This window comes from Halomonas alkalisoli (genome assembly GCF_021412585.1).
Lineage (GTDB): Bacteria > Pseudomonadota > Gammaproteobacteria > Pseudomonadales > Halomonadaceae > Halomonas > Halomonas alkalisoli.
In genome coordinates this window covers 25,483-44,840 of record NZ_JAKCMI010000030.1, presented here as the reverse complement: position 1 = coordinate 44,840, position 19,358 = coordinate 25,483, and the positions used below count along the sequence as shown (strand labels likewise).

At 57.5% G+C, this 19,358-nt stretch carries 15 protein-coding genes and 1 pseudogene; 6 read left to right on the top strand and 10 right to left on the bottom strand.

Annotation, left to right across the window (positions count from 1 at the left end):
• The first annotated feature begins 448 nt into the window (after positions 1-448).
• Together LY622_RS14765 and LY622_RS14760 are read left to right on the top strand one after the other, a co-directional pair.
• On the top strand, positions 449-2,320 hold the full coding sequence (locus LY622_RS14765; RefSeq protein ID WP_234291597.1) for a TRAP transporter permease: 1,872 nt from the start codon (positions 449-451) through the stop codon (positions 2,318-2,320).
• A 27-nt stretch (positions 2,321-2,347) separates the two neighbouring features.
• Positions 2,348-3,391, top strand: coding sequence for a TAXI family TRAP transporter solute-binding subunit (locus LY622_RS14760; RefSeq protein WP_234291596.1), 1,044 nt, complete (start codon positions 2,348-2,350; stop codon positions 3,389-3,391).
• Positions 3,392-3,524: 133 nt separating this feature from the next.
• Here the strand turns inward: LY622_RS14760 and LY622_RS14755 are convergent.
• Positions 3,525-3,797: pseudogene (locus LY622_RS14755) on the bottom strand (IS1634 family transposase); the annotation flags it as partial.
• A 128-nt stretch (positions 3,798-3,925) separates the two neighbouring features.
• Here LY622_RS14755 and LY622_RS14750 point away from each other — a divergent pair.
• Positions 3,926-5,290: an aminotransferase gene (locus tag LY622_RS14750; RefSeq protein WP_234291595.1), complete on the top strand. Its 1,365-nt coding sequence runs from the start codon at positions 3,926-3,928 to the stop codon at positions 5,288-5,290.
• Between the two features lie 231 nt (positions 5,291-5,521).
• Here LY622_RS14750 and LY622_RS14745 read toward each other — a convergent pair whose 3' ends face one another.
• The 7 genes from LY622_RS14745 to LY622_RS14715 all read right to left on the bottom strand — a co-directional run bounded on the left by LY622_RS14745 (position 5,522) and on the right by LY622_RS14715 (position 12,366).
• Entirely contained in the window at positions 5,522-6,637 is a 1,116-nt protein-coding gene (locus LY622_RS14745) for a class II histone deacetylase (RefSeq protein ID WP_234291594.1), read from the bottom strand.
• Positions 6,638-6,675: 38 nt separating this feature from the next.
• Entirely contained in the window at positions 6,676-8,100 is a 1,425-nt protein-coding gene (locus LY622_RS14740) for an aldehyde dehydrogenase family protein (RefSeq protein ID WP_234291593.1), read from the bottom strand.
• A gap of 11 nt (positions 8,101-8,111) precedes the next feature.
• Positions 8,112-8,384, bottom strand: coding sequence for a GMC oxidoreductase (locus LY622_RS22570; protein WP_305038588.1), 273 nt, complete (start codon positions 8,382-8,384; stop codon positions 8,112-8,114).
• Between the two features lie 267 nt (positions 8,385-8,651).
• On the bottom strand, positions 8,652-9,950 hold the full coding sequence (locus LY622_RS14730) for a TRAP transporter large permease (protein ID WP_234291592.1): 1,299 nt from the start codon (positions 9,948-9,950) through the stop codon (positions 8,652-8,654).
• Positions 9,944-10,456, bottom strand: coding sequence for a TRAP transporter small permease (locus LY622_RS14725; RefSeq protein ID WP_234291591.1), 513 nt, complete (start codon positions 10,454-10,456; stop codon positions 9,944-9,946). Before LY622_RS14725 ends, LY622_RS14730 begins: the two co-directional genes overlap by 7 nt.
• On the bottom strand, positions 10,431-11,465 hold the full coding sequence (locus LY622_RS14720; RefSeq protein WP_234291590.1) for a type 2 periplasmic-binding domain-containing protein: 1,035 nt from the start codon (positions 11,463-11,465) through the stop codon (positions 10,431-10,433). Before LY622_RS14720 ends, LY622_RS14725 begins: the two co-directional genes overlap by 26 nt.
• Positions 11,466-11,571: 106 nt before the next feature.
• Complete coding sequence (locus LY622_RS14715) at positions 11,572-12,366, bottom strand: helix-turn-helix domain-containing protein (protein ID WP_234291589.1); 795 nt, start codon at positions 12,364-12,366, stop codon at positions 11,572-11,574.
• Between the two features lie 133 nt (positions 12,367-12,499).
• Here LY622_RS14715 and LY622_RS14710 point away from each other — a divergent pair, with 133 nt between their 5' ends.
• Together LY622_RS14710 and LY622_RS14705 are read left to right on the top strand one after the other, a co-directional pair.
• A complete protein-coding gene (locus tag LY622_RS14710; RefSeq protein ID WP_234291588.1) occupies positions 12,500-14,074 on the top strand; it encodes a sulfatase-like hydrolase/transferase in 1,575 nt (524 codons plus the stop codon).
• A gap of 540 nt (positions 14,075-14,614) precedes the next feature.
• A complete protein-coding gene (locus tag LY622_RS14705) occupies positions 14,615-15,421 on the top strand; it encodes an outer membrane protein OmpK (protein WP_234291587.1) in 807 nt (268 codons plus the stop codon).
• 333 nt (positions 15,422-15,754) lie between these two features.
• Here LY622_RS14705 and LY622_RS14700 read toward each other — a convergent pair whose 3' ends face one another.
• Entirely contained in the window at positions 15,755-16,006 is a 252-nt protein-coding gene (locus LY622_RS14700) for a hypothetical protein (protein ID WP_234291586.1), read from the bottom strand.
• Between the two features lie 326 nt (positions 16,007-16,332).
• Here LY622_RS14700 and LY622_RS14695 point away from each other — a divergent pair, with 326 nt between their 5' ends.
• Complete coding sequence (locus LY622_RS14695; protein WP_234291585.1) at positions 16,333-17,580, top strand: NAD(P)/FAD-dependent oxidoreductase; 1,248 nt, start codon at positions 16,333-16,335, stop codon at positions 17,578-17,580.
• A gap of 114 nt (positions 17,581-17,694) precedes the next feature.
• On the opposite strand, the gene nhaC is transcribed toward LY622_RS14695, so the two are convergent.
• Positions 17,695-19,239, bottom strand: a complete 1,545-nt coding sequence (nhaC, locus tag LY622_RS14690) for a Na+/H+ antiporter NhaC (protein ID WP_234291584.1) — start codon at positions 19,237-19,239, stop codon at positions 17,695-17,697.
• Positions 19,240-19,358 lie beyond the last annotated feature (119 nt).

The window sequence follows — 19,358 nt, the reverse complement described above, 5'->3', positions numbered from 1 at the left end:
GTTGTTCGGCATCAATGAACATATGATACGTCGCAACTTACCAGCTCGTTAACATGTTAACGTTATGATGGCTATGGTGGTCGTGCCGGTAATTCGACGGCAGTATGGCAGTTTGCCGTCACAAAGGAAGGCATGCTTTTCACCAAGTGAAATAAAGAAGAGTCGATAGCGTGCTGGAATTGCCTGAGAAAATCGCGTATTACTGCCCCCTAATGAGACTGAAGCCGATGTTTCAGTATGGCACGAACGCTCAACTGCCCAGGTAGAGGTGGCAGTGACCGGCAATGAGGCCAAAGGCCCGCACAGTTTTCATTCTATGAAAATGATGATTGCGCATCCTTCACCGGCATTCTAACGTTGGGATCATTAACATATTTATAAAATCTTCTTGGAAGACATAAAAGCACGATATAGACAATAAAGACATGCACTTAAGCGAGGAACCCCCATGTCAACCCGCGATAATTTCTGCTCCCCGCTGGTGATGCTCACCACTGGCTTGATGTATATCGTAGGGGCGCTCCTCGTCGGCGGTGCTCTCTATACTGCGAGATTCGGGGTATTCGATGATGCTCTGGTGCGTGTCGGCGGCTTCACATTGGGTGCATTATTTCTTCTATTTCATTCGCTGCGCCGGCCCAGCCATGCATTACGATGGTTGCTTGACTTGGTCCTTGTCGTACTGATTGTGGTTGCTGCCTGGCGTTACTTTATCATCGCTGACTTTCTGAAGTCGGGACTCTATTTACTCCAACCTCTCGACCTGTGGTGCGGCTTGGGGGGTATATTGGCACTTCTTGAGTTGACTCGCCGAGCCATTGGCCTCCCTTTGGTTCTGGTTGCCTTGATCGTGGCTTCTTATGCTTATTTAGGAGATGTGTTGCCGGGCATACTAAGACATTCGGGAATTTCCTATAGTGAGCTACTGCAGACTTTCTGGTACAGCTTCGACGGTGTGTTTGGTCAGCCCTTGGCCGTAGTGACCAGTACCATACTGGTATTCATTATTTTCGGTGCAGTACTGGAATCCCTGGGTATTGGTCAGGTGCTACTCAACCTATCATTGCGTACTTTGGGAAGATTGCGCGGTGGGGCCGCCTATGCAGCGGTAATGGCAAGTGGTTTGTTCGGGACAGTCTCAGGCAGCGTGGTGGCCAACGTCGTGGGCACTGGGGTCGTGACCATGCCCATGATCAAAAGGAGCGGCTTCAGTGCACGATTTGCAGGAGCTGTAGAGGCCGCGGCCTCCAGTGGGGGACAGATCATGCCGCCCATCATGGGGGCAGTAGCCTTTATCATGGCCGATATGACTGGTATCCCTTATCTGCAGATCTGTCTGGCCGCGCTGATTCCCGCCCTGCTTTTCTATGGCAGCTTATTTGCCAGTGTTGGCGCAGAAGCCCGCCGGATGGGGATTACCGCTGCTGATCGTCGCTCTCTTCCCACCCTCAGCCGCCAGGACTGGATGCTGCTCTCGGCCTTCCTTGTTCCTCTAGTCCTCATTGTTATGTTGATGCTTCAGGGGCGCTCCCCGGCCATGGCTGGGCTCTGGGCGATTGGAGCAGCTTTGGTGCTAGGGCTGTTATTCAACCCTAGAGCACGCAATGTAAAGGCTCTCATGAATATCGTCAGCGGTAGCGCTAGCGCGGGAGGAGTCATCCTGATTGCCGTGGGAGCCGTCGGCATTATCATTGCGGTGATGAACCTGACGGGGCTCGGCTTGCGTTTTGCTTCATCGATTCAATCGGTTGCCGATGGATCCCTGTTCCTGTCGCTTGTACTAATGGCTCTGGCATGCCTCGTACTGGGGATGGGGATGCCTACGGTACCGGCCTACCTGATCATCATCCTGATCATGGGGCCGGCCGTGGAGGCGCTCGGTGTTCCGACCATTGCTGCCCATATGTTTGTCGTCTATTTCGCCGTGCTGTCGGCAATCACTCCACCTGTCGCCTTGGCCGCCTTCGCGGCGGCACCCATCGCCGGTGCCAACCCCATGGCGATCGGTATGACGGCTATGGGACGCCTGGCATTCATTGGCTTCCTGACGCCTTTCGTTTTCGTCTATAGCCCGTCGATGCTACTGATCGCCGACTTCTCGTTCGGCGAGCTTATCTGGTCGCTTGCTCGGCTGGTTCTGGCAGCCTACCTGATTGCGACAATCAGCATTCGTGGTCGACTCTGGTGGGGCGTATCAGCCACGGTGTCGATTGCTCTCGTGGCACCATCACTGCCAATCCAAGTGTTCGGTGCCTTCATGGGGGGGATAACCTTGATAGCGGTTTCACATTTCAAGCGCCCTCTATCAACTTTGATATAACCAACAAGCCAGAGAAGGAGCACCATCATGATAAAAGTAATAAAACCCTTGACGATGACCTTGATAGGAGGAGCTCTGCTGAGCGGCGTACTCGGTATGATCAGCTCCGATGAGAGCCTTGCACAATCAAACTACCGGCTCAAAACGCTCGGTACGGGGAGCTCTCCCTATGTGGTGTCGACTGTGTTTTCTGATATTGTTAGCAACCAGACGGAGTATGCAATTCAAGTCGATGCGACCGGTAGTGGTCCGGAGCATGCCGTTGCTACGGCTCAAGGAGTTACACAGCTTACTGCTAGCTTTTCGCCGGGCATGGCGGCGTTGATGCAGAGTGGTACTGGCATGTTTGAGACACTACCTCAGGCACCTGAACTATATGACAATATGCGCGCCATTTTCAATTATCCCATGGGGCTCTATCATGCAGTAGTTTATGCAGACTCTGGAATAGAGACATACGCCGACCTGCAGGGGAAGCGCGTTTTTACTGGACCGCCGACCGGACAGGCACGACAAACGGTTGAGCCGCTTATAGAGGGCGTGACTGGCTATAAGGCTGGCGAAGACTATCGGGCAATCAATATCAGCTGGGATGCGGCTGCTCAGAGCTTTCAAGATGGAAACATTGATGTCTATTTCAATCCAACCCAGGCTCCCAGCCCTATCTTGACCCAGATAGCGATGGCCAATAAGATTCGTTTCTTGAGTATTCCGGAAACAGAAGAAGGTGATCTTGAGGCTGTACTGAGCCGGCCTGGCTTTCGCATAGCGGAATTGCCTGCTGGAATATACGGCGATAATCAGGTCAATACCGAGCCAGCTCGGTCCATACAGGTGACCATAGGCATGGCGACCAACAAGGACATGCCGGAAGAAGCCATTTATGCGATGACCAAGGCATTCTGGGAGAACTTGGAGGAAAAGCAAAATGCGATTCCGCAGATGCGCAACCTGTCTCTGGATACCGTCTTCCAGGATATGAACACCCCCCTGCATCCCGGTGCTCTTCGTTATTATCAGGAGGTAGGGCTCGACATCCCCGACAACCTTGTGCCCTCAGAGTTGAAGTAATGATTAAGTTGCGTCCGGCGATGCTCTGGCGCAATTTCGTGTGTCAATGAGTCAGGAGCTCCGGAGTCCAACAGATAGAACCGTAATCTACTGATTTACCTGAAACGCGTTGTAAAAATTGGCACTGCAAGCATTATTCGGTAGGTGCCGGCAGGTCGATGGCCTCGAAGAGGCCGCGTTGTTCAGGTTTCAATTTTGTCAGGCCGCTCGCCGTCTCTCGACGGTGAAGCAGGACCTGATGGAATTGGATTTTGCAGGCAATTTCCAGTGCCCGAGTCGGCGACATAGGGTGCTCGCCGGCCTTCAGCCGCATCATCAGCACGCGGTACATGACTAGGTCGAGGAAATAGATCCGCGCATGGGCGCGGATACGATCCGGTAGCCAATAGTAGACCGGCGCGGATTCGGCCGAGAGACTTCCATTCGGATTTTCACAGCGTGAAATATGTGTTTGAGGCCATAGCCGAGAAGGGGCTAGCTTCGTAGCATCGCCGGAGCTCGGCTCCGTCTCTCCCACCAAGAAGTGAAGCGACCATGAACGAATTACATAAAAAGGACATTACCTACCTGGTGCATCCCCAAACCAATCTCGCTCTCCACGAACGCCAGGGGCCCGCGGTGCTGGCTCGCGGGGAGGGGGTATATGTGGAAGACGATCAGGGCAAACGTTATATCGAGGGGGTCTCCGGGCTCTGGTGTACTGCCCTGGGCTACAGCGAGGAACGACTGATCGAGGCCGCAGTCCGGCAGCTACGTACCCTCCCCTATGGCCAGACCTTTGCCCATCGCTCCAATGCACCGACCATCGAGCTTGCCGAGAAGCTGGTGCAGATGGCCCCGGTGCCGATGTCCAAGGCACTCTTCCAATCCTCGGGCAGTGAGGCCAACGACACCGCCATCAAGCTTGCCTGGTACTACCACCACGCCCAGGGTAAACCGGGCAAGCGCAAGATCATCGGCCGGCAGCGCGGCTACCACGGTACTGGCCTGGCGACCGCCAGCGTCACCGGCCTGCCGCATATGCATGAGGAGTTCAACCTGCCCTTCGACTGGGTGCTGCATGTGGACTGTCCCCACTACTATCGCTTTGGCCGACCCGGCGAGAGCGAGGCCCAGTTCACCGAGCGCATGATCGGCAACGTGGAGGCCCTGATCGAGAAAGAGGGGGCCGATAACATCGCCGCCTTCTTCGCCGAGCCGATCATGGGGGTTGGAGGCGTGGTGGTTCCACCGTCGGACTACTTCCCCCGGCTCAATGTACTACTGGAAAGGCATGACATCCTTCTGATTGCCGACGAGGTGATTTGCGGTTTCGGACGCACCGGTCAGCTATGGGGCAGTCAGACCGTAGGCATGCGTCCGGATATCCTAACCAGTGCCAAGGCACTATCCTCAGCCTACCTGCCGATCTCGGCGACGCTGATGACCGAATCGATCTACCAGGCCATGGTCCAGCAGAGCGAACGCCTGGGGATCTTCGGCCATGGCTATACCTACGGTGGTCACCCGGTATGTGCCGCCGTGGCCCTTGAGGCACTGAAGATCTACGAAGAGCGTGACATCGCCGGCCAGGCCCGTGCCAAGGGCGACTACCTCGCGTCCCGCCTCGAGCCCTTACGCGAACATCCCCTGGTGGGTGATATCCGTGGTGCCGGACTACTGATGGGCATCGAGCTGGTTCGCGACAAGTCGACCAAGGCCCAGTTCGAGCCTTCCCAGGGCGTGGCCAAGCAGGTCGTGGATATCGCTGAGGCGCATGGTCTGCTGATCCGTCCCATCGCCGGTGACACCATCGCCATCGCGCCACCACTGATCATTGAGGAAGCCCAGCTCGATGAAATCGTCACCACCCTGAGCCTGGCACTGGATCGGGTGGCTACGGGGCTAGAAGCTGCCTGAACCAGTCGATTTCTCTCGATATTTCCGTCGCCTTATGGGAGCCAATGGCTCCCTTTTTTTATACTGAAAACACCAGAATCAATATATGTCTCCTCTTACATCAACCACTCAGCCTTCGACGATATTCGAAAGAATTGTCGCGCCCTATCGGCCTTTGATGTTACCCAGATGATAACGCCCCCTGCCATCTGGCCAGGGGGCGCCATGCCATTTAGCTCGATAGTTTGTTGCCTATCCTGCAAAGAGGCTTTGAGCCTGCTGATCGATCAGCTCACGCTGCAACTCCCGCTGCTCGCGTCGGGGTTGCTGATCCTGAATCGCGGCATAGGCCACGTCTTCCACCTCAGTACGTACACCGGCTAGTGCCTCGATTACCGCATGGCCACAGAAAGGTACATAGGCCTCGGAATAACCTCCCTCGTGGACCATGACCAGTCGTCCGCCACAGAGTCGATCCGCCACTGCTATCACTGTCTCGGTCATCTGGCGGAAGTCTTCGCTGCCCAGCATCATGCGCCCCAGCGGATCCATGGAGTTGGCGTCATAGCCGCAGGCAACCACGATCAGCTCCGGTTCGAAGCGCTCCAACGCCGGCACCACGATGCGCTCCATGGCGTGGCGGTAGGCATCACCGCCGCCACCCGGAATCAGCGGCACATTGATGTTATAACCCTCGCCATCGCCGGTCCCACGATCCTGGGCACCGCCGTAGCCGCGGGGAAAGGCGCCGTCCTGATGCAGCGAGATCGTCAATACATCGGGGCGTTCATAGAAGATCGCCTGGGTACCATTGCCCTGGTGGACATCCCAGTCGAGGATCGCCACCCGGCCCAGGCCATGACGCGCCTTGGCGTCCTCTACCGCGATGGCGATATTCGACAAATAGCAGAAGCCCATGCCCTCGTCGGGCAAACAGTGATGCCCCGGGGGGCGAGATAGGGAGTAGGCATTCTCCAACTCGCCGGTCACCACCGCCTCGACGGCGGCGATGGCCAGCCCGGCCGAGACCTTGGCGATCTCATAGCTGCCGGGCCCCACCGGAGCATGGAGGCCCACACTGCCATACCCCTGATCACTGAGTTCCTTGAATTTTCTCAGGTAGTCGGGCGTATGCACCCGCAGCAAGCTCTCCTCACTGGCCGGAGACGCCGAGCTCTGCATCAACTGGGCAGTCAGGCCCGAGACATCCATCAGGTTCTTGAGTCGTCGCTTGGTCTCGGGGGATTCGGCATGGCCGGCCCCCGCCGGGGGCTGCACCCAGCCCCCCACGGGCATCACCAGTACGTGCTGGCCGGCGCTATGCCACAGGCAGCGCTCGTCGAAGAAGAAACCGGTCTTTCTCTGCATTGTTATCACCTAGCGCTTGGAAAATATGGGCCCAAGGCTCAATAGCCATGGATAGACTTAAGCTCGAAATACTCCTCGATGCCATAGCGGCCATATTCGCGCCCGATTCCCGACTGCTTGTAACCGCCGAAGGGCGCAGCGAAGTTGGGCGGGGCACCATTGATAAAGACCTGACCGGTGCGCAGGCACTTGGCCAGGGCGACGGCCTCGGCATGACTCGGGGCCCATACCGACCCGGAGAGCCCCAGGGGCAGCTGGTTGGCGATGGCCACCGCCTCATCCAGGTCGTCGTAGGGCATCACCGTGAGAATGGGGGCGAAGGTTTCCTCCTGGGCGATACGCATGGTCGGCGTCACATCACGATAGATGGTCGGCGGGATCAGATTCCCGGGCGCCTCTTCATCGACAGCGGCACTCCCGCCCACGATACAGACGGCCCCTTCGGCCTCGGCCCCGATCATATAGTCACGCGCCTTGTGAAACTGGCCACGGGTAGCCAGGGGGCCCACCCAAGTAGTCTCCTCGTTGGGATCGCCGAGCGTCCAGTCGACGGAGGCGACCAGAAGCCGCTCGCAGAGAGCCTCCTGCTCGGACCTCGGCACCAGCAGCCGGGAGTGGGAGACACAGATCTGGCCGGCGTTGGTCCAGCACTGACGCAAAGCGGCGGCGGCGACCTTCTCCGGGTCGGTGCCTGGCGCCATCAGGTTGACCGACTTGCCACCCAGCTCCAGGTTCACCTTGGCCAGATTGGCCGCTGCGGCAGACATGACCGCCTTGCCCACTTCCACCGAGCCGGTGAAGCTGACCATATCCACCCCGGGATGGGCCACCAGCGGCTTGGCCACAGCCTCGGCGTCGCCGCAAACCAGGTTGAAGACCCCCTCCGGCAGTCCGATGGCATCAACCAACTCGGCCAGGAAGTAGGCGCTGAGCGGAGACACCTCACTGGGCTTGAGTACCAGGGTGCAACCGGCGGCGAGGGCCGGCGCCAGCTTGGCCATGATCTGATGAAGAGGCACGTTCCAGGGCGTCACCGCCGCCACGACCCCGATGGGCTCGCGCAGCACGCCGCTATGGCCAATCGTTTCCACCCAGGGAATCTCGTCCATAGCGGCCAGCGTTGCCTCGAGGATGCCGATCGGCATATCCAGTTGCATGGTGCGGGCCAGGCGACGCGGCACGCCGATCTCGGCGGTGATGACGTCCGCAGCGGCTTCCCGACGTGTTATCAGTTGCTCCAACAGGTCCTTAAGGTAAGCCTTCCGACGCGCCGGTGATGTCTCGCCCCAGGCCGGGAAAGCGCGCCTTGCCGCATCCACGGCAGCATCCACATCGTCTCGATGGCCACGGGGTACCCGGGCGATGACCTCACCTCGATAGGGATCGATGACTTCCAAACATCCTGAAGAAGCCGAGGGGCGCAAGCGTCCCCCGATATACTGTTCCGACTTAACGATACTCATACTATTCCTCCTCACCGGGCCCCCAGGATCATGGTGGCCCCCTTCTCGCCGATCATGATCGACGGTGCATTGGTATTCCCCGACACCAGCGTCGGCATGATGGAGGCATCCGCCACCCGCGAGGTTTCCACCGGGTGGTAAACGGAAACCGCCGTTTGGCGTATCCAAGCCTCGAGGTCCGCCTCTCCCATTACCGTCGGGCCGGGGGCCAATTCCGTATCGATGAGCGCTCTTAGCGCCGGCTGATCGGCCAGCTCACGGGCGGTCTCCAGGCTTCGGATCATCAAGGCCACATCGCGTTGCCGAATCCTCGGGCTGCCCGCGGATTCGGCAACCGCCACTCCAGCGTTGGATCAGCCATGGCTTTCTGCAGGCCCACCGGCAAGTGAATCCAGGGGGAACGGTCCCTTGGCCCGACCTGCCTCCAGGAGGGCTACCGAATAACGTCCCGATTGACTCAACCGATTGGCCAGCACGCACCGGCCGAACCGGCGCCGACCACGATATAGTCGAAACGCATCCTAATTCTCCTTCATGCTCTTACGAGAGGCCTAACCTAGCCAGGCGAGGGGTAGCATGGCGATTTCCGGGAAGAGTACGATGGCCAACACGGCGACAAGGTTGGCGACCAGGAAGGGAGCCGTGCCCAGGAAGATCTTCTTCAGCGGGATATCGGGAAAGACCGAGGACACCGTAAAGACATTAATGCCGATCGGCGGAGTCAACATGCCGATCTCGATCATCATCACCACAAAAATCCCGAACCACACCAGATCGACACCATAGAGCGTCATCACCGGGAGCAGAATAGGCACCGTCAGGATCATCACTCCGATGGTTTCCAGCACCGCTCCCAGCACGAAGTACATCAGCATCAACACCAACAACAACCCGAAGAGCCCAAGATTGAGGGATTCGATCACCTGTACCAACTCCCGGGCCATGCCGGTCATATTGATAAAGGTGCCGAAGACCATGGCTCCGAAGACCACGACGAACAGCTTTCCCGTTGTCTTGGCGGCATCCACCAGGCAGGCGAGGAAACTTGTCGGGCATAGCTTTCGACGCAGCAGGGCAATCAGGAAGGCACCGAAGGCACCGATACCCGCCGCCTCGGTGATGGTAAAGACACCACTGTACATGCCGCCCACTACCAGTAGAAAAAGAAAGAAGAAGGGGATTAGTGTCTTAGCACTACTCGTCGATCTGCGACGCCGCTCGGCAGAAGACTGGGGGTTGGGACAAAGCTCCGGACGAACAGTAGCGATAACCCAGATCGTTATAGAAAAAAGTAGTGCCACCAGTAAGCCAGGGCCGATCGCTGCGATAAACAGTGACAGGATGTCCTGATCCGAGATCAGGCCGAAGATAATCAGGGGTACGCTAGGCGGGATCAGCATTCCAAGCACGCCAGCAGAAGCTACGCAGCCAGTGGAAAGGGTATCGCTGTAGCCCAGCTTGCGCATCGGTGGAATCGCGACCTTGCTCATTGTCGCCGCCGTGGCGATAGAGCTACCAGTCAGCACGCCAAACATGGCACAGGAGCCCACCGTGGCCTGAGCCAGGCTACCCTTAACGTTGCCAGCAACCCGATTGGCAAACTCATAGAGCTCGTCGGCAATATTTGAGCGATGGATAAAGACCCCCATGAGAATAAACATGGGAAGAACCGACAGGCCATAGTTGGCGGAGGCATCGATTACCGTTTGCGAGCCCATGAACAGGGCCGCATCGATACCACGTATCCAGGCAAATCCACCGATTCCGACTAATAACATTGAGAGTCCCAAGGGGGTCCCAAGAAAGGCCAGAAAAAGCACGAGGCTGATACCAAGCGTTGCGATCAACATGACGAGCTCTCCGCTTTTCTCTGGTCGATGGCCGCATGAATTTCATTCCAGGTAGCCAATATCACTCCTAGAGCAGATAGCGCCGAAAACAGGCTCATAGCAATAGCCAAATATCCCATGGGCAGCTGCATAAATAGAGTTCTCGTATCGTACGCTAGATAGTTTGTTGCTTGATTCCAAAGCAGCCTAGAAAGCAACAACATGGCGAAGGTAGAGACCAGGCCTATCAATAGGCTTCTGACTATACGCCCCCACCCCTTGAGCCCATTGAGAAGCGACACCGAGACATGCTCCCCCTTCCAGCTGACCAGCGGCAACGACGAAAATACGGTCAGCGCCATGCAGTACTCGATCAGCTCCGATGAGCCCAAGATCGGCCGAGAGAATAGGTAGCGAGCAAAGACGTCGACAAAGGTCACCAATACAATGGTCAACAAGGGCAGGGCACAGCCCACCCCCAGGAGCAGCTCGGCGCAGCGCTTAACGCTCGATTTCATGGTTGACATTGGACTGTTCGATATAAAAGTCGAGGGCGGCGCGACCATCCACGCCCATGGCATTCGCGGTATCGATCCACTCCTGGTGCAGCCCATAGCCCACCTCATTTAGGGCCTCCATCAGGGCATCACTGGCTTCATAGAACTCAATGCCGCTGGCACTAGCCTGCTCACGGGCCTCGCGCTGCTTCTCCGAATAGATAGCGAATCGTTGCGCCCATTCCTCCCCAGCCAGAGATTCGATGATGCGCTGATCACGCTCATCCAGGGAATTCCAGACCTCCTGATTGAAGACCAGAGTGAAGCTGGGAGCGGAGATATAGCCAGGAATATCAGTAATCGACTCTATGAACTGGAGAGTTCGGAAAGGAATCGCATCGGCCGTAGAATAGCCGGTAAAGAGATCAACGGCTCCGGAAGAGATAATCTCATAAGAGCGCACCGCCGGCTGAGCCAGAACACCGGACCCCAACCCTTGCATCATATATGCCGAGACGCCAGGCACTGCGTAGGAGCGACGGCCACGAATATCCTCGACACCTTTGATCGGCTCACCAAGGCTAAAGAGTTCCGCTGGATTGGTTACAAAGGTACCAAGCACCTTGAGGTCAGAGAACTCTTCGGTATCCGCGAAGTACTCCTGATAGGTTCGCCAGAGGGCAACGGAGTTCTGCTCCGGAGTAGTGGTTATGAAGGGCAGCTGCGCCATACTCATCAGCTTAACCCGTTCCGGATTGATGGAATTCAGCAGGTAGCCGGCATCGAAGACACCATTGACGATACTGTCATACTGCTGATGGGGCGCCGCCAGGCTACTGGAAGGTACCTCGAAGACAACTCGCCCTTCGGTGGCCTCGGTGACTTCCTCCAGCCAAGGGTGCAGAATTTCCTGATTAAAGAAGTGCTGACTGGAAATAAAGCTGTTGAAGACGATGGTGGTGACATCATCATCGCCGCTGGCCATTGCGCTACCGGCAAGGAGCGTCGATACAGCAAGCAGGGAAGGGAGCTTTTTCATCAGAGGGTCTCCTCGTTGGTCTTGATGTTGTTGTACGGCTATGGCTGAAGCTAGCCGATGACATCGACCGATCGCAATGGATCTTTTCACCAAGTGAAAAAACGAGCTAGTAGATGCGATTTTCCAAGAATAGCTCGGATAGCTCTTCAGCGGCGGGCTTGAGTTTCTCGAAGAAGAGGTTCTCGGTGCCGGGGTCAGCATACGCTTCGGTGATCCACACCACGTTTAGACAGGCCTGGACGTCCCCCTTCACCAGGATCGGCACCGCGATGGCGCTAAAACTTCCGTCGAAATCCACGTAGAGGATCGAAGTATTGGGATCGCGGGTCGCGAAGCCTCGCTCGCGAATCTCTCTCAGCAACAACTCTATGCTCTCCACATCCTTGGCTAGGCGAGCATCTTCACCGCCTCCCTCCTGCAAACGCCTTAGTATGAGTTGCCGCTGGCGCTCATCGCTGAAGGCCAGATAGGCCCGCCCCATGGCGGATTGCAGCATGCTCGGTGAATAGCCGATCGCCTCACGGTTCATCACGAAGGGCGTACGCTTGCGGGTCGTCTCCACGATTTCCATGCTGCGCCCGTTGTAGACCGAGATATCTGAAGGCCACTGAATCTCCTTCTGCAGACGGTCGATAACGGGGCTAGCCAGCTGTGCAATGGCATCGTGGATGCTGACTCGATCTCCGATCTCATGAAGCTTGTAGGTGAGACGGTAGCGATTGTCACCGATCCCCCGATAGACCCAGCCGGCTGCCTCCAGGGTGGCCAGGATTCTCAAAATGGTGGCGCGATCGATACCAGTGACGTGATGGAGTTCTCCCAGGGTAGGAGGGGCCTCTGCACTGTCGATGGCATTGACGATCGCCAGGCCTCGGGCCAGGGCACGGATCTGCTTGGTCATGAGCGGCTCCTTTTCACAGAATAAAAGACTTGCTTGAGAAGCGCCCCCTGTCAATGGAGAGTTCAAGAAACCCGATACTGCCCTGCTGCTTCCAATGCCAGGGCTTAGGCATCACCGAACGGATGTAGAGCCGATGGAAAAGAAACCTAACCTACTGTTTATTATGGCTGACCAGCTGCGTGCCGATTACCTGGGCTGCACCGGACACCCATATATCCGTACGCCACATATCGATGCCCTGGCGGCACGGGGCGTCAATTTCCTGCGCACCTATTGCCAGGCCCCGGTCTGTGGGCCCTCACGGATGTCTTTCTATACCGGTCGCTATGCCTCCAGCCATGGTGCCAGCTACAACAATGTGCCGTTACGCGTCGATGAGCACACCCTGGGGGACTACCTGCGCCCCGAAGGCTACCGCGTCGCCCTCGTGGGAAAGACTCATATGAAGCGCGACGATGAAGGCATGCGCCGCCTGGGTGTCGACCCGGACTCGTCTCGAGGCGTGTTGGTCAGCGAGTGCGGTTTCGAGCCCTTCGAGCGCGATGATGGCCTGCACCCGGATCAATCGGTGGATCCCGACCTGCGCTACAACCGCTACCTGCGCGATAAAGGCTATGAGAGCCCCAACCCTTGGCACGATTTTGCCAATTCCGTGGAAGGCGAGAATGGTGAAGTGCTCAGCGGCTGGTATATGCGTAACGCCAATCGTCCGGCACGGGTCAGGGAAGAGGACTCGGAAACTGCCTATACCACCCGGCGCGCCATGGAGTTCATCGAGCAGGCCGGCGACCAACCCTGGTGCCTACACCTAAGCTATATCAAGCCCCACTGGCCCTATATCGCACCCACCCCATACCATGACCTCTACACGGCAGACCATGTGCTCCCGGCCAACCGCGATGAAAGTGAACGCCGCTCTCCCCACCCTGTGGTGGAGGCCTTTATGCAGCACGGTGAATCCCTGGAGTTTTCCCGAGACGAGGTACGTGAGCGGGTCATCCCCGCCTATATGGGCCTGGTCACCCAGCTGGATGACCATATCGGCCGCTTGATGGCCTTCCTCGAGGCCCGGGGGCAGTTGGACAACACCATAGTAGTGCTGACCTCCGACCATGGTGACTACCTAGGGGATCACTGGCTAGGAGAGAAGGAGCTCTTTCATGAAGCCAGCGTACGCATCCCGCTGATTCTGTGTGATCCCCGCCGCGAGGCCGATGCATCTCGGGGAACGATCTGCGAACACCTGGTGGAAGCCATCGATCTGGTGCCGACTCTGGTCGACTATGCGGGTGGCCCTGCTTATGACCATCGCCTCGAAGGGCGCTCACTGCGGCCGCTGATACAAGGGAAGACAGTCAGTGAATGGCGCCACTACGCCTTTAGCGAAGGCGATTACGCCTGGCGTCCGGCTCGCCATCTGCTTAAAGTCGCTCCGGACCGGGCTCGGGCCTTCATGGTCACCGATGGCCGATGGAAGTATATCCACTACGAAGGCTTCGCCCCCCAACTATTCGATCTCGCCGCGGATCCTGACGAGCAAAACGATCTGGGCGGCCACCCCGCTTATAAAGCGACTCGCCAATCCTTGCAGGAAGCGCTCCTCCACTGGCACAACTCACGCAAGGTACGCACGACCATCTCCAACCAAAGGGTCGCCCAAGCCACCGGCCGAGCTCACGAGCGTGGCTACCTCTTCGGGCTCTGGTAGGCATTCCTCAATAATTAGGTGTGTAAGCGAGTCCTACCAGGAGATATCCAGATCGCTCGATAAATATGCAGGGAGTAGAAATGATTGAACTCGGCTTAGTGGCCTGAGCAGGACACGCCATATCGGCACATATTTATAGAAGAATTCCCAGTGCCTTGAGCACCATGGACCCCCCGTTTCGCATGGAGCATTGACTGCATAGCGCCCCATAAAAGTGTACTCAACATCAGAAAAACAGGCAGCCCAGCACTCTTCTCGGGGCTGCCTGTCAGCTTTATCGCCTGATCATCACAGCCATTTTTATCACCTCACCCTGTTGGATTTCACGACTCATGAAGGAGAGTGGACAACCTGACAATTCGAACACCTACAAAGCTGCAACAATCATTTCATACAGTAAAAAATCCGACTTTTCACAGGCAAGAAAGTCGGATTAAATAACTTACCTAAAGAAACAAAATACAAGTCAACCATCATCACAGATCACCATATCCGACCAGCACAAAAATAAAACACAAAAACCGAAAAAGGAGACTCAGCATGCTAATTAAGAGTATGGCTTCAGGACTGACCCTCATTACAATAATGGCTGGAAGCATCGCACAAGCAGAGGTAAGAACCTCCAGCAACACGTTGAGCCTTGGTCATATTCAGCATATCTCTGGCACCCTGGAAAAGAGTCCCAACAAATTCAATCTTCAGTATCTTCGATGGGACAACAGGACGACCTACGACTGGGGAAACTTCACCCAATTTCTTCAAATAGACAACCCTTTCAAGCACTCTGACAATCAGTCAGGCGAGGAGGGGATCACCACGGGAAAGCACTGGGTATCCTTTAACTACCATCTTGGCGATTCACCCTTCCACCTGTGGACTCAGAACTACCTGGTCGCCAACGAAGTCATTACCGAAGACAACTTTTATTATGGACTTGGCATCCATGGTGGAAACCCAAGGACGGGGCTGTGGAACATCAATGCCGGGCTTCATTATGTCATGGGAAGAAACCCATTTGGAGAATCACTGCATGGCCACGCCGGGGAGGCCTTCGCTGCGACTTACGTCAATCCATTTCAGCTTTATGGGCAGAACCTCAGCTTTATATTCTATACAGAAGGGTTCCGACCCAACAGAAGATATCGTGAACAGTCTTTCTCAGGATCACATCTTGACTGGGATACTCTAGGTAAAGGCAGCATCGGATATTTAGCCAGCACCTCTCTCCGCTGGAATATTACCAACACCCTATCTACCACTCTAACTTACAAGAACCAATCCAATTACGGAGGCTACTCTTCTGACACCAATCATATCATAGAATACCGTATCGGACTTTCATTCTAGAAACACACAAAGTAAAACTTAAACCAGCACGGAGCCGCTCAAAAGGCGGCTCTATTTTATAGTTGAAAAAGCGCCTAGACAAAACTATTACAACGCCCCGAAACTTCTAATATTTCACAATTTATAATTTTCCACCTGCTAACGGACAGAGGGGGTTCTCCCAAAAGAGTGGTACTTCGACGTTTCATGTAGATTTGGCCTAACATTGTAGCCACCCAACAGGACTGCCAATTAGGTAGATCATCGCAATGAAGTTGGCCTCATTCCGATAGCCGTGTGCGCGTTACCAAGCAGCCTCAAACAGGCCAACAATACCCTCCAGCCGTGCATTCGTCAGTCCCGAGATCCCGTGCCGCCCTGCGTTATCAAGGCACTTGCCATTGGCTTGAGCAGTGGCTTGTCGGTGATCGCTTCCCACATGACCTTGAGGTAGTTCGTGATACGCCATCGGGCAGACCGCGGTGTCGGGTCCTTCTGGATCCAGCAGAGCTTTTCCTTAATCACCCAGAGGACGTCCTGCCTGCGGTGCGCGCCGAGCAGGAGGGAGCCCAGCCGCATCCGGTCTTGGGTGCCTTCCAGCAGCATCCAAACCCTGCAGCAGGCGTTGAGTGAATGGGCTCTCAAGCGTAAGCGACGGATCACCGTGAGCAACCAGCGGGTGGCCGAACAGACGGGCATGGCCCACAAGCGCGGCTACCTGTTTGATGTCTGGTAGCGAAAGGGCGTGGCCGTGGTAACTCATCATGCTGTACAACTATCTGATGCAGGTAGCCATCCAGCTGGGCTACAGCGTCCTGAATGGAATATTGCCCCGGTGATGAACAGGCTCAAGACGAGCAAGCTCATCCAGAAGATCATGCTTTGGCAGGAGCGTGCAGCCGCTCTACCTGTCCTTATACAAGGAGTATCCGATGGGCGTCGCTCCATCCACTGTGGTGATTGGTGGAGGTATCGTGGGGGTCTGCTGCGCCCTCTATCTCCAACGGGAAGGCCACAACGTCACGCTGGTGGATGCTGCAGAACCGGGTGAGAGTACGGCCAATTGGAGCTGTGGCCAGATGGCCGTCAGTGAAATCGTGCCCCTGTCCAAGCCCGGCATCCTCAAGAAGATTCCGGGCTGGATGCTGGACCAGAGGGGCCCCTTGGCGCTGAGGCCGACTGCGGTGCCGGCACTATTGCCCTGGATGATGCGGTTCCTGGCCAACGCCCGCCGCTCTCGAATCGAGACCATTGCCAAGGAGCTCGCCTCTCTGACGAGCAAGGTCTACCAGGATTACGAAAGCCTGTTCGAACACTGCGAGGACAAGGCGCTGCTCGGTTCGCAGCCGACTCTGGAGGTCTTCGATACGCCTGCGGGCCTGGCACATGAGCAAGCCTACATCGCGCTGAGGCGCGAACTCGGCTTCAAGGTGGAGTCGCTGGGAGCGGGCGAGATCGGCGAGATCGAGCCGGCCCTGGCGGGAAAGTTTTCCCATGGGCTGCTGCTCTCCGACTGGCGAACGGTGCGCGATACCAAGGGCTTCATCGCCGCGCTGACGAAGCGTTTCGTCGACCAGGGTGGGACAAGGCTGCAGGAGTCGGTCAAGCGTATCGAGTCGAGTCAGGGGAAAGCGACGGGCATCCGCCTCGAGAGCGGCCGCGCCGTTGCGCTGGACCAGCTGGTGGTCGCCGCGGGCAACGGCAGCAAGCGCTTCTTCGATGCGCTGGGCGTCAAGGTGCCGCTGATAGGCATCGGCGGCTATCAGGCCGTGGTGCGCCACGGCGGCGTCGAACTGAAGCATGCCACGGTCTATGCCGATGGTGGCTTCCTCTTCGTGCCCATGACCCGGGGGCTACAGATCGGCGGCACCATCGAGTTCGCCGGTGACGATGCCGAGCCCAACTACGAGCGAGCCCGCATCATCCTGGAGAAGGCAAAGCGGATACTGCCATCACTCGATACCTCCGATGTCGAGTTCGGCGCGGGCTTCCGCCCCTTCCTGCCCGACACCAAGCCTGTCATCGACAAGTCTCCGAAGCTCGCGAATGCGGCCATGGCATTCGGCCACGGCCAGCTCGGCCTGACGCTGGGTGCCACTACGGGGCGACTGATCGCCGACCTGCTGCAGGGCAGAAGGAGCGCCGAGGACATCTCGCCTTTCCGTGCTTCGAGGTTCTAGCGGATGTCGCCCTCGCCGATGGCCAGGTTCTGACGGCCGGGTGGCAACAAGAAGCCCAGCAGGCATGGCCTGCTGGGCTTGTGTCGTGGCCACGCCGATGGCGTGGCGGTAATGTCAGCTCGAGGGTCGCGGCGTGGCAGTAGCAACGTCGTCGGCACCGCCGGCAGCCCCCAGGTCGGTGGCGATGGCCTCGCCCTGCTCTTCCCAGAGTTGACGCTCCTCCTCGCTGGCCTTGGGTGAAAACAGGCCGGTCTGCGCATAGATCAGGCCGATCACCGGCGACAGCCAGCAGGCGAAGGCCAGCGGGATGTACAGCAGGTTCTCGACATTGCCGTCGGCGATACCCAGGGCCAGTGCGCTGATCACGAAGGCGCCGCCGGCGTTCCAGGGAATCAGGGGAGAGATGAGCGTCCCGCCTTCCTCGATCGCCCGCGACAGGTTCAGGGTCGAATAGCCCATGCCGCGGTAGGTGGGCGCATACATGCGACCGGGCAGGGCGATGGAGAGGTAGGGGTCACCGGCGACCAGGTTGGTGGAGACAGAGGTCAGCACCGCCGAGGTCTGCAGCCCAGCGAAGCTACGCACCTTGGTCATGATTGCACGGATGATCGCCTCCAGACAGCCGGTCTTCTCCAGCGCGCCGCCGAAACCCAGCGCGATGAGCACCAGCGAGATGGTCCACATCATCGACTGGATGCCACCGCGGTTGAGCAGGCTATCGATGGCGGCAACGCCGGTCTCGATCGAGTAGCCGCTGTTGGCGTAGGTGAGCACATCGTGCACGCCGACCCCCTGCACGACCATGGCGGTGACCGCCCCGGCCAGGGCGCCAGCGAACAAGGACGGGATGGGCGGCATACGCTTGACCGCGAGGGCAATCACCAGCACCGCCGGCAGCAGCAGCCAGGCCGAGATGGTGAAGTTCGCCTGCAGCGCGGCCGTAATGGCATCGATCCGTTCGAAGGAGGCGTTGGCATCGTCGATCATGGTGAAGCCCGCCACCAGGTAGATGGCGAAGGCGATCAGCATCGCCGGAACCGTCGTCGGCATCATGTTCTTGATATGCGAGAAGACGTCCGTGCCGGTGACCGCCGGGGCGAGGTTCGTGGTATCCGACAGCGGCGAGACCTTGTCGCCGAAGAAGGCGCCCGACACCACCGCGCCGGCGGTCCAGTACATCGGGATATCGAAGCCCGCGCCGATGCCCATCAGCGCCAGGCCCACGGTGCCGACCGTGCCCCAGGAGGTGCCCAGCGCCAGCGAGACAACCGAGCAGAGCAGCATGGCCGCCGCCAGGAAGATGGCCGGCGAGAGCAGCGTCAGGCCGTAGTAGATCAGGGTCGGCACGGTGCCGCTGGCGATCCACACGCCAATGATCATGCCGACGCAGATCAGCACCGAGACGGAGGGCAGGGAGACATGAATGACGTGAAAGATGCCCTCTTCGATCTGTTTCCAGCGGAAGCCGAGCTTGACCCCCACCAGCGCCGTGATCGCCAGGCCGATGGCCAAGGGGATATGCGGCGTGAAGTCGCCGAAATAGAACAGCTGCACGCCGAGCACCAGCAACGTCAGGACGACGGGGGTAAGCGCCAGCATCAGGCCGGGGCGTTGGTATTCGATGGGCTTTTTTGGAATGGATGTTCTTGGAGTTGTCATAACAATTACCTTGGGTTTGATATTTATCGAGCGACTGTCGTTCGACAACAGGAATCGCTTGGTTAGTTTGTTCTCAAATAATCACTCCTCTTATTTCACTGGGTTACCTTCCAGGCTCA

Bases quoted from the DNA above. Each gene is read 5' to 3' on its own strand.
- LY622_RS14765 (WP_234291597.1), top strand. From the start codon at position 449: ATGTCAACCCGCGATAATTTCTGCTCCCCGCTGGTGATGCTCACCACT.
- LY622_RS14760 (WP_234291596.1), top strand. From the start codon at position 2,348: ATGATAAAAGTAATAAAACCCTTGACGATGACCTTGATAGGAGGAGCT.
- LY622_RS14750 (WP_234291595.1), top strand. From the start codon at position 3,926: ATGAACGAATTACATAAAAAGGACATTACCTACCTGGTGCATCCCCAA.
- LY622_RS14745 (WP_234291594.1), bottom strand. From the start codon at position 6,637: ATGCAGAGAAAGACCGGTTTCTTCTTCGACGAGCGCTGCCTGTGGCAT.
- LY622_RS14740 (WP_234291593.1), bottom strand. From the start codon at position 8,100: ATGAGTATCGTTAAGTCGGAACAGTATATCGGGGGACGCTTGCGCCCC.
- LY622_RS22570 (WP_305038588.1), bottom strand. From the start codon at position 8,384: ATGATCCGAAGCCTGGAGACCGCCCGTGAGCTGGCCGATCAGCCGGCG.
- LY622_RS14730 (WP_234291592.1), bottom strand. From the start codon at position 9,950: ATGTTGATCGCAACGCTTGGTATCAGCCTCGTGCTTTTTCTGGCCTTT.
- LY622_RS14725 (WP_234291591.1), bottom strand. From the start codon at position 10,456: ATGTCAACCATGAAATCGAGCGTTAAGCGCTGCGCCGAGCTGCTCCTG.
- LY622_RS14720 (WP_234291590.1), bottom strand. From the start codon at position 11,465: ATGAAAAAGCTCCCTTCCCTGCTTGCTGTATCGACGCTCCTTGCCGGT.
- LY622_RS14715 (WP_234291589.1), bottom strand. From the start codon at position 12,366: ATGACCAAGCAGATCCGTGCCCTGGCCCGAGGCCTGGCGATCGTCAAT.
- LY622_RS14710 (WP_234291588.1), top strand. From the start codon at position 12,500: ATGGAAAAGAAACCTAACCTACTGTTTATTATGGCTGACCAGCTGCGT.
- LY622_RS14705 (WP_234291587.1), top strand. From the start codon at position 14,615: ATGCTAATTAAGAGTATGGCTTCAGGACTGACCCTCATTACAATAATG.
- LY622_RS14700 (WP_234291586.1), bottom strand. From the start codon at position 16,006: ATGCTGCTGGAAGGCACCCAAGACCGGATGCGGCTGGGCTCCCTCCTG.
- LY622_RS14695 (WP_234291585.1), top strand. From the start codon at position 16,333: ATGGGCGTCGCTCCATCCACTGTGGTGATTGGTGGAGGTATCGTGGGG.
- nhaC (WP_234291584.1), bottom strand. From the start codon at position 19,239: ATGACAACTCCAAGAACATCCATTCCAAAAAAGCCCATCGAATACCAA.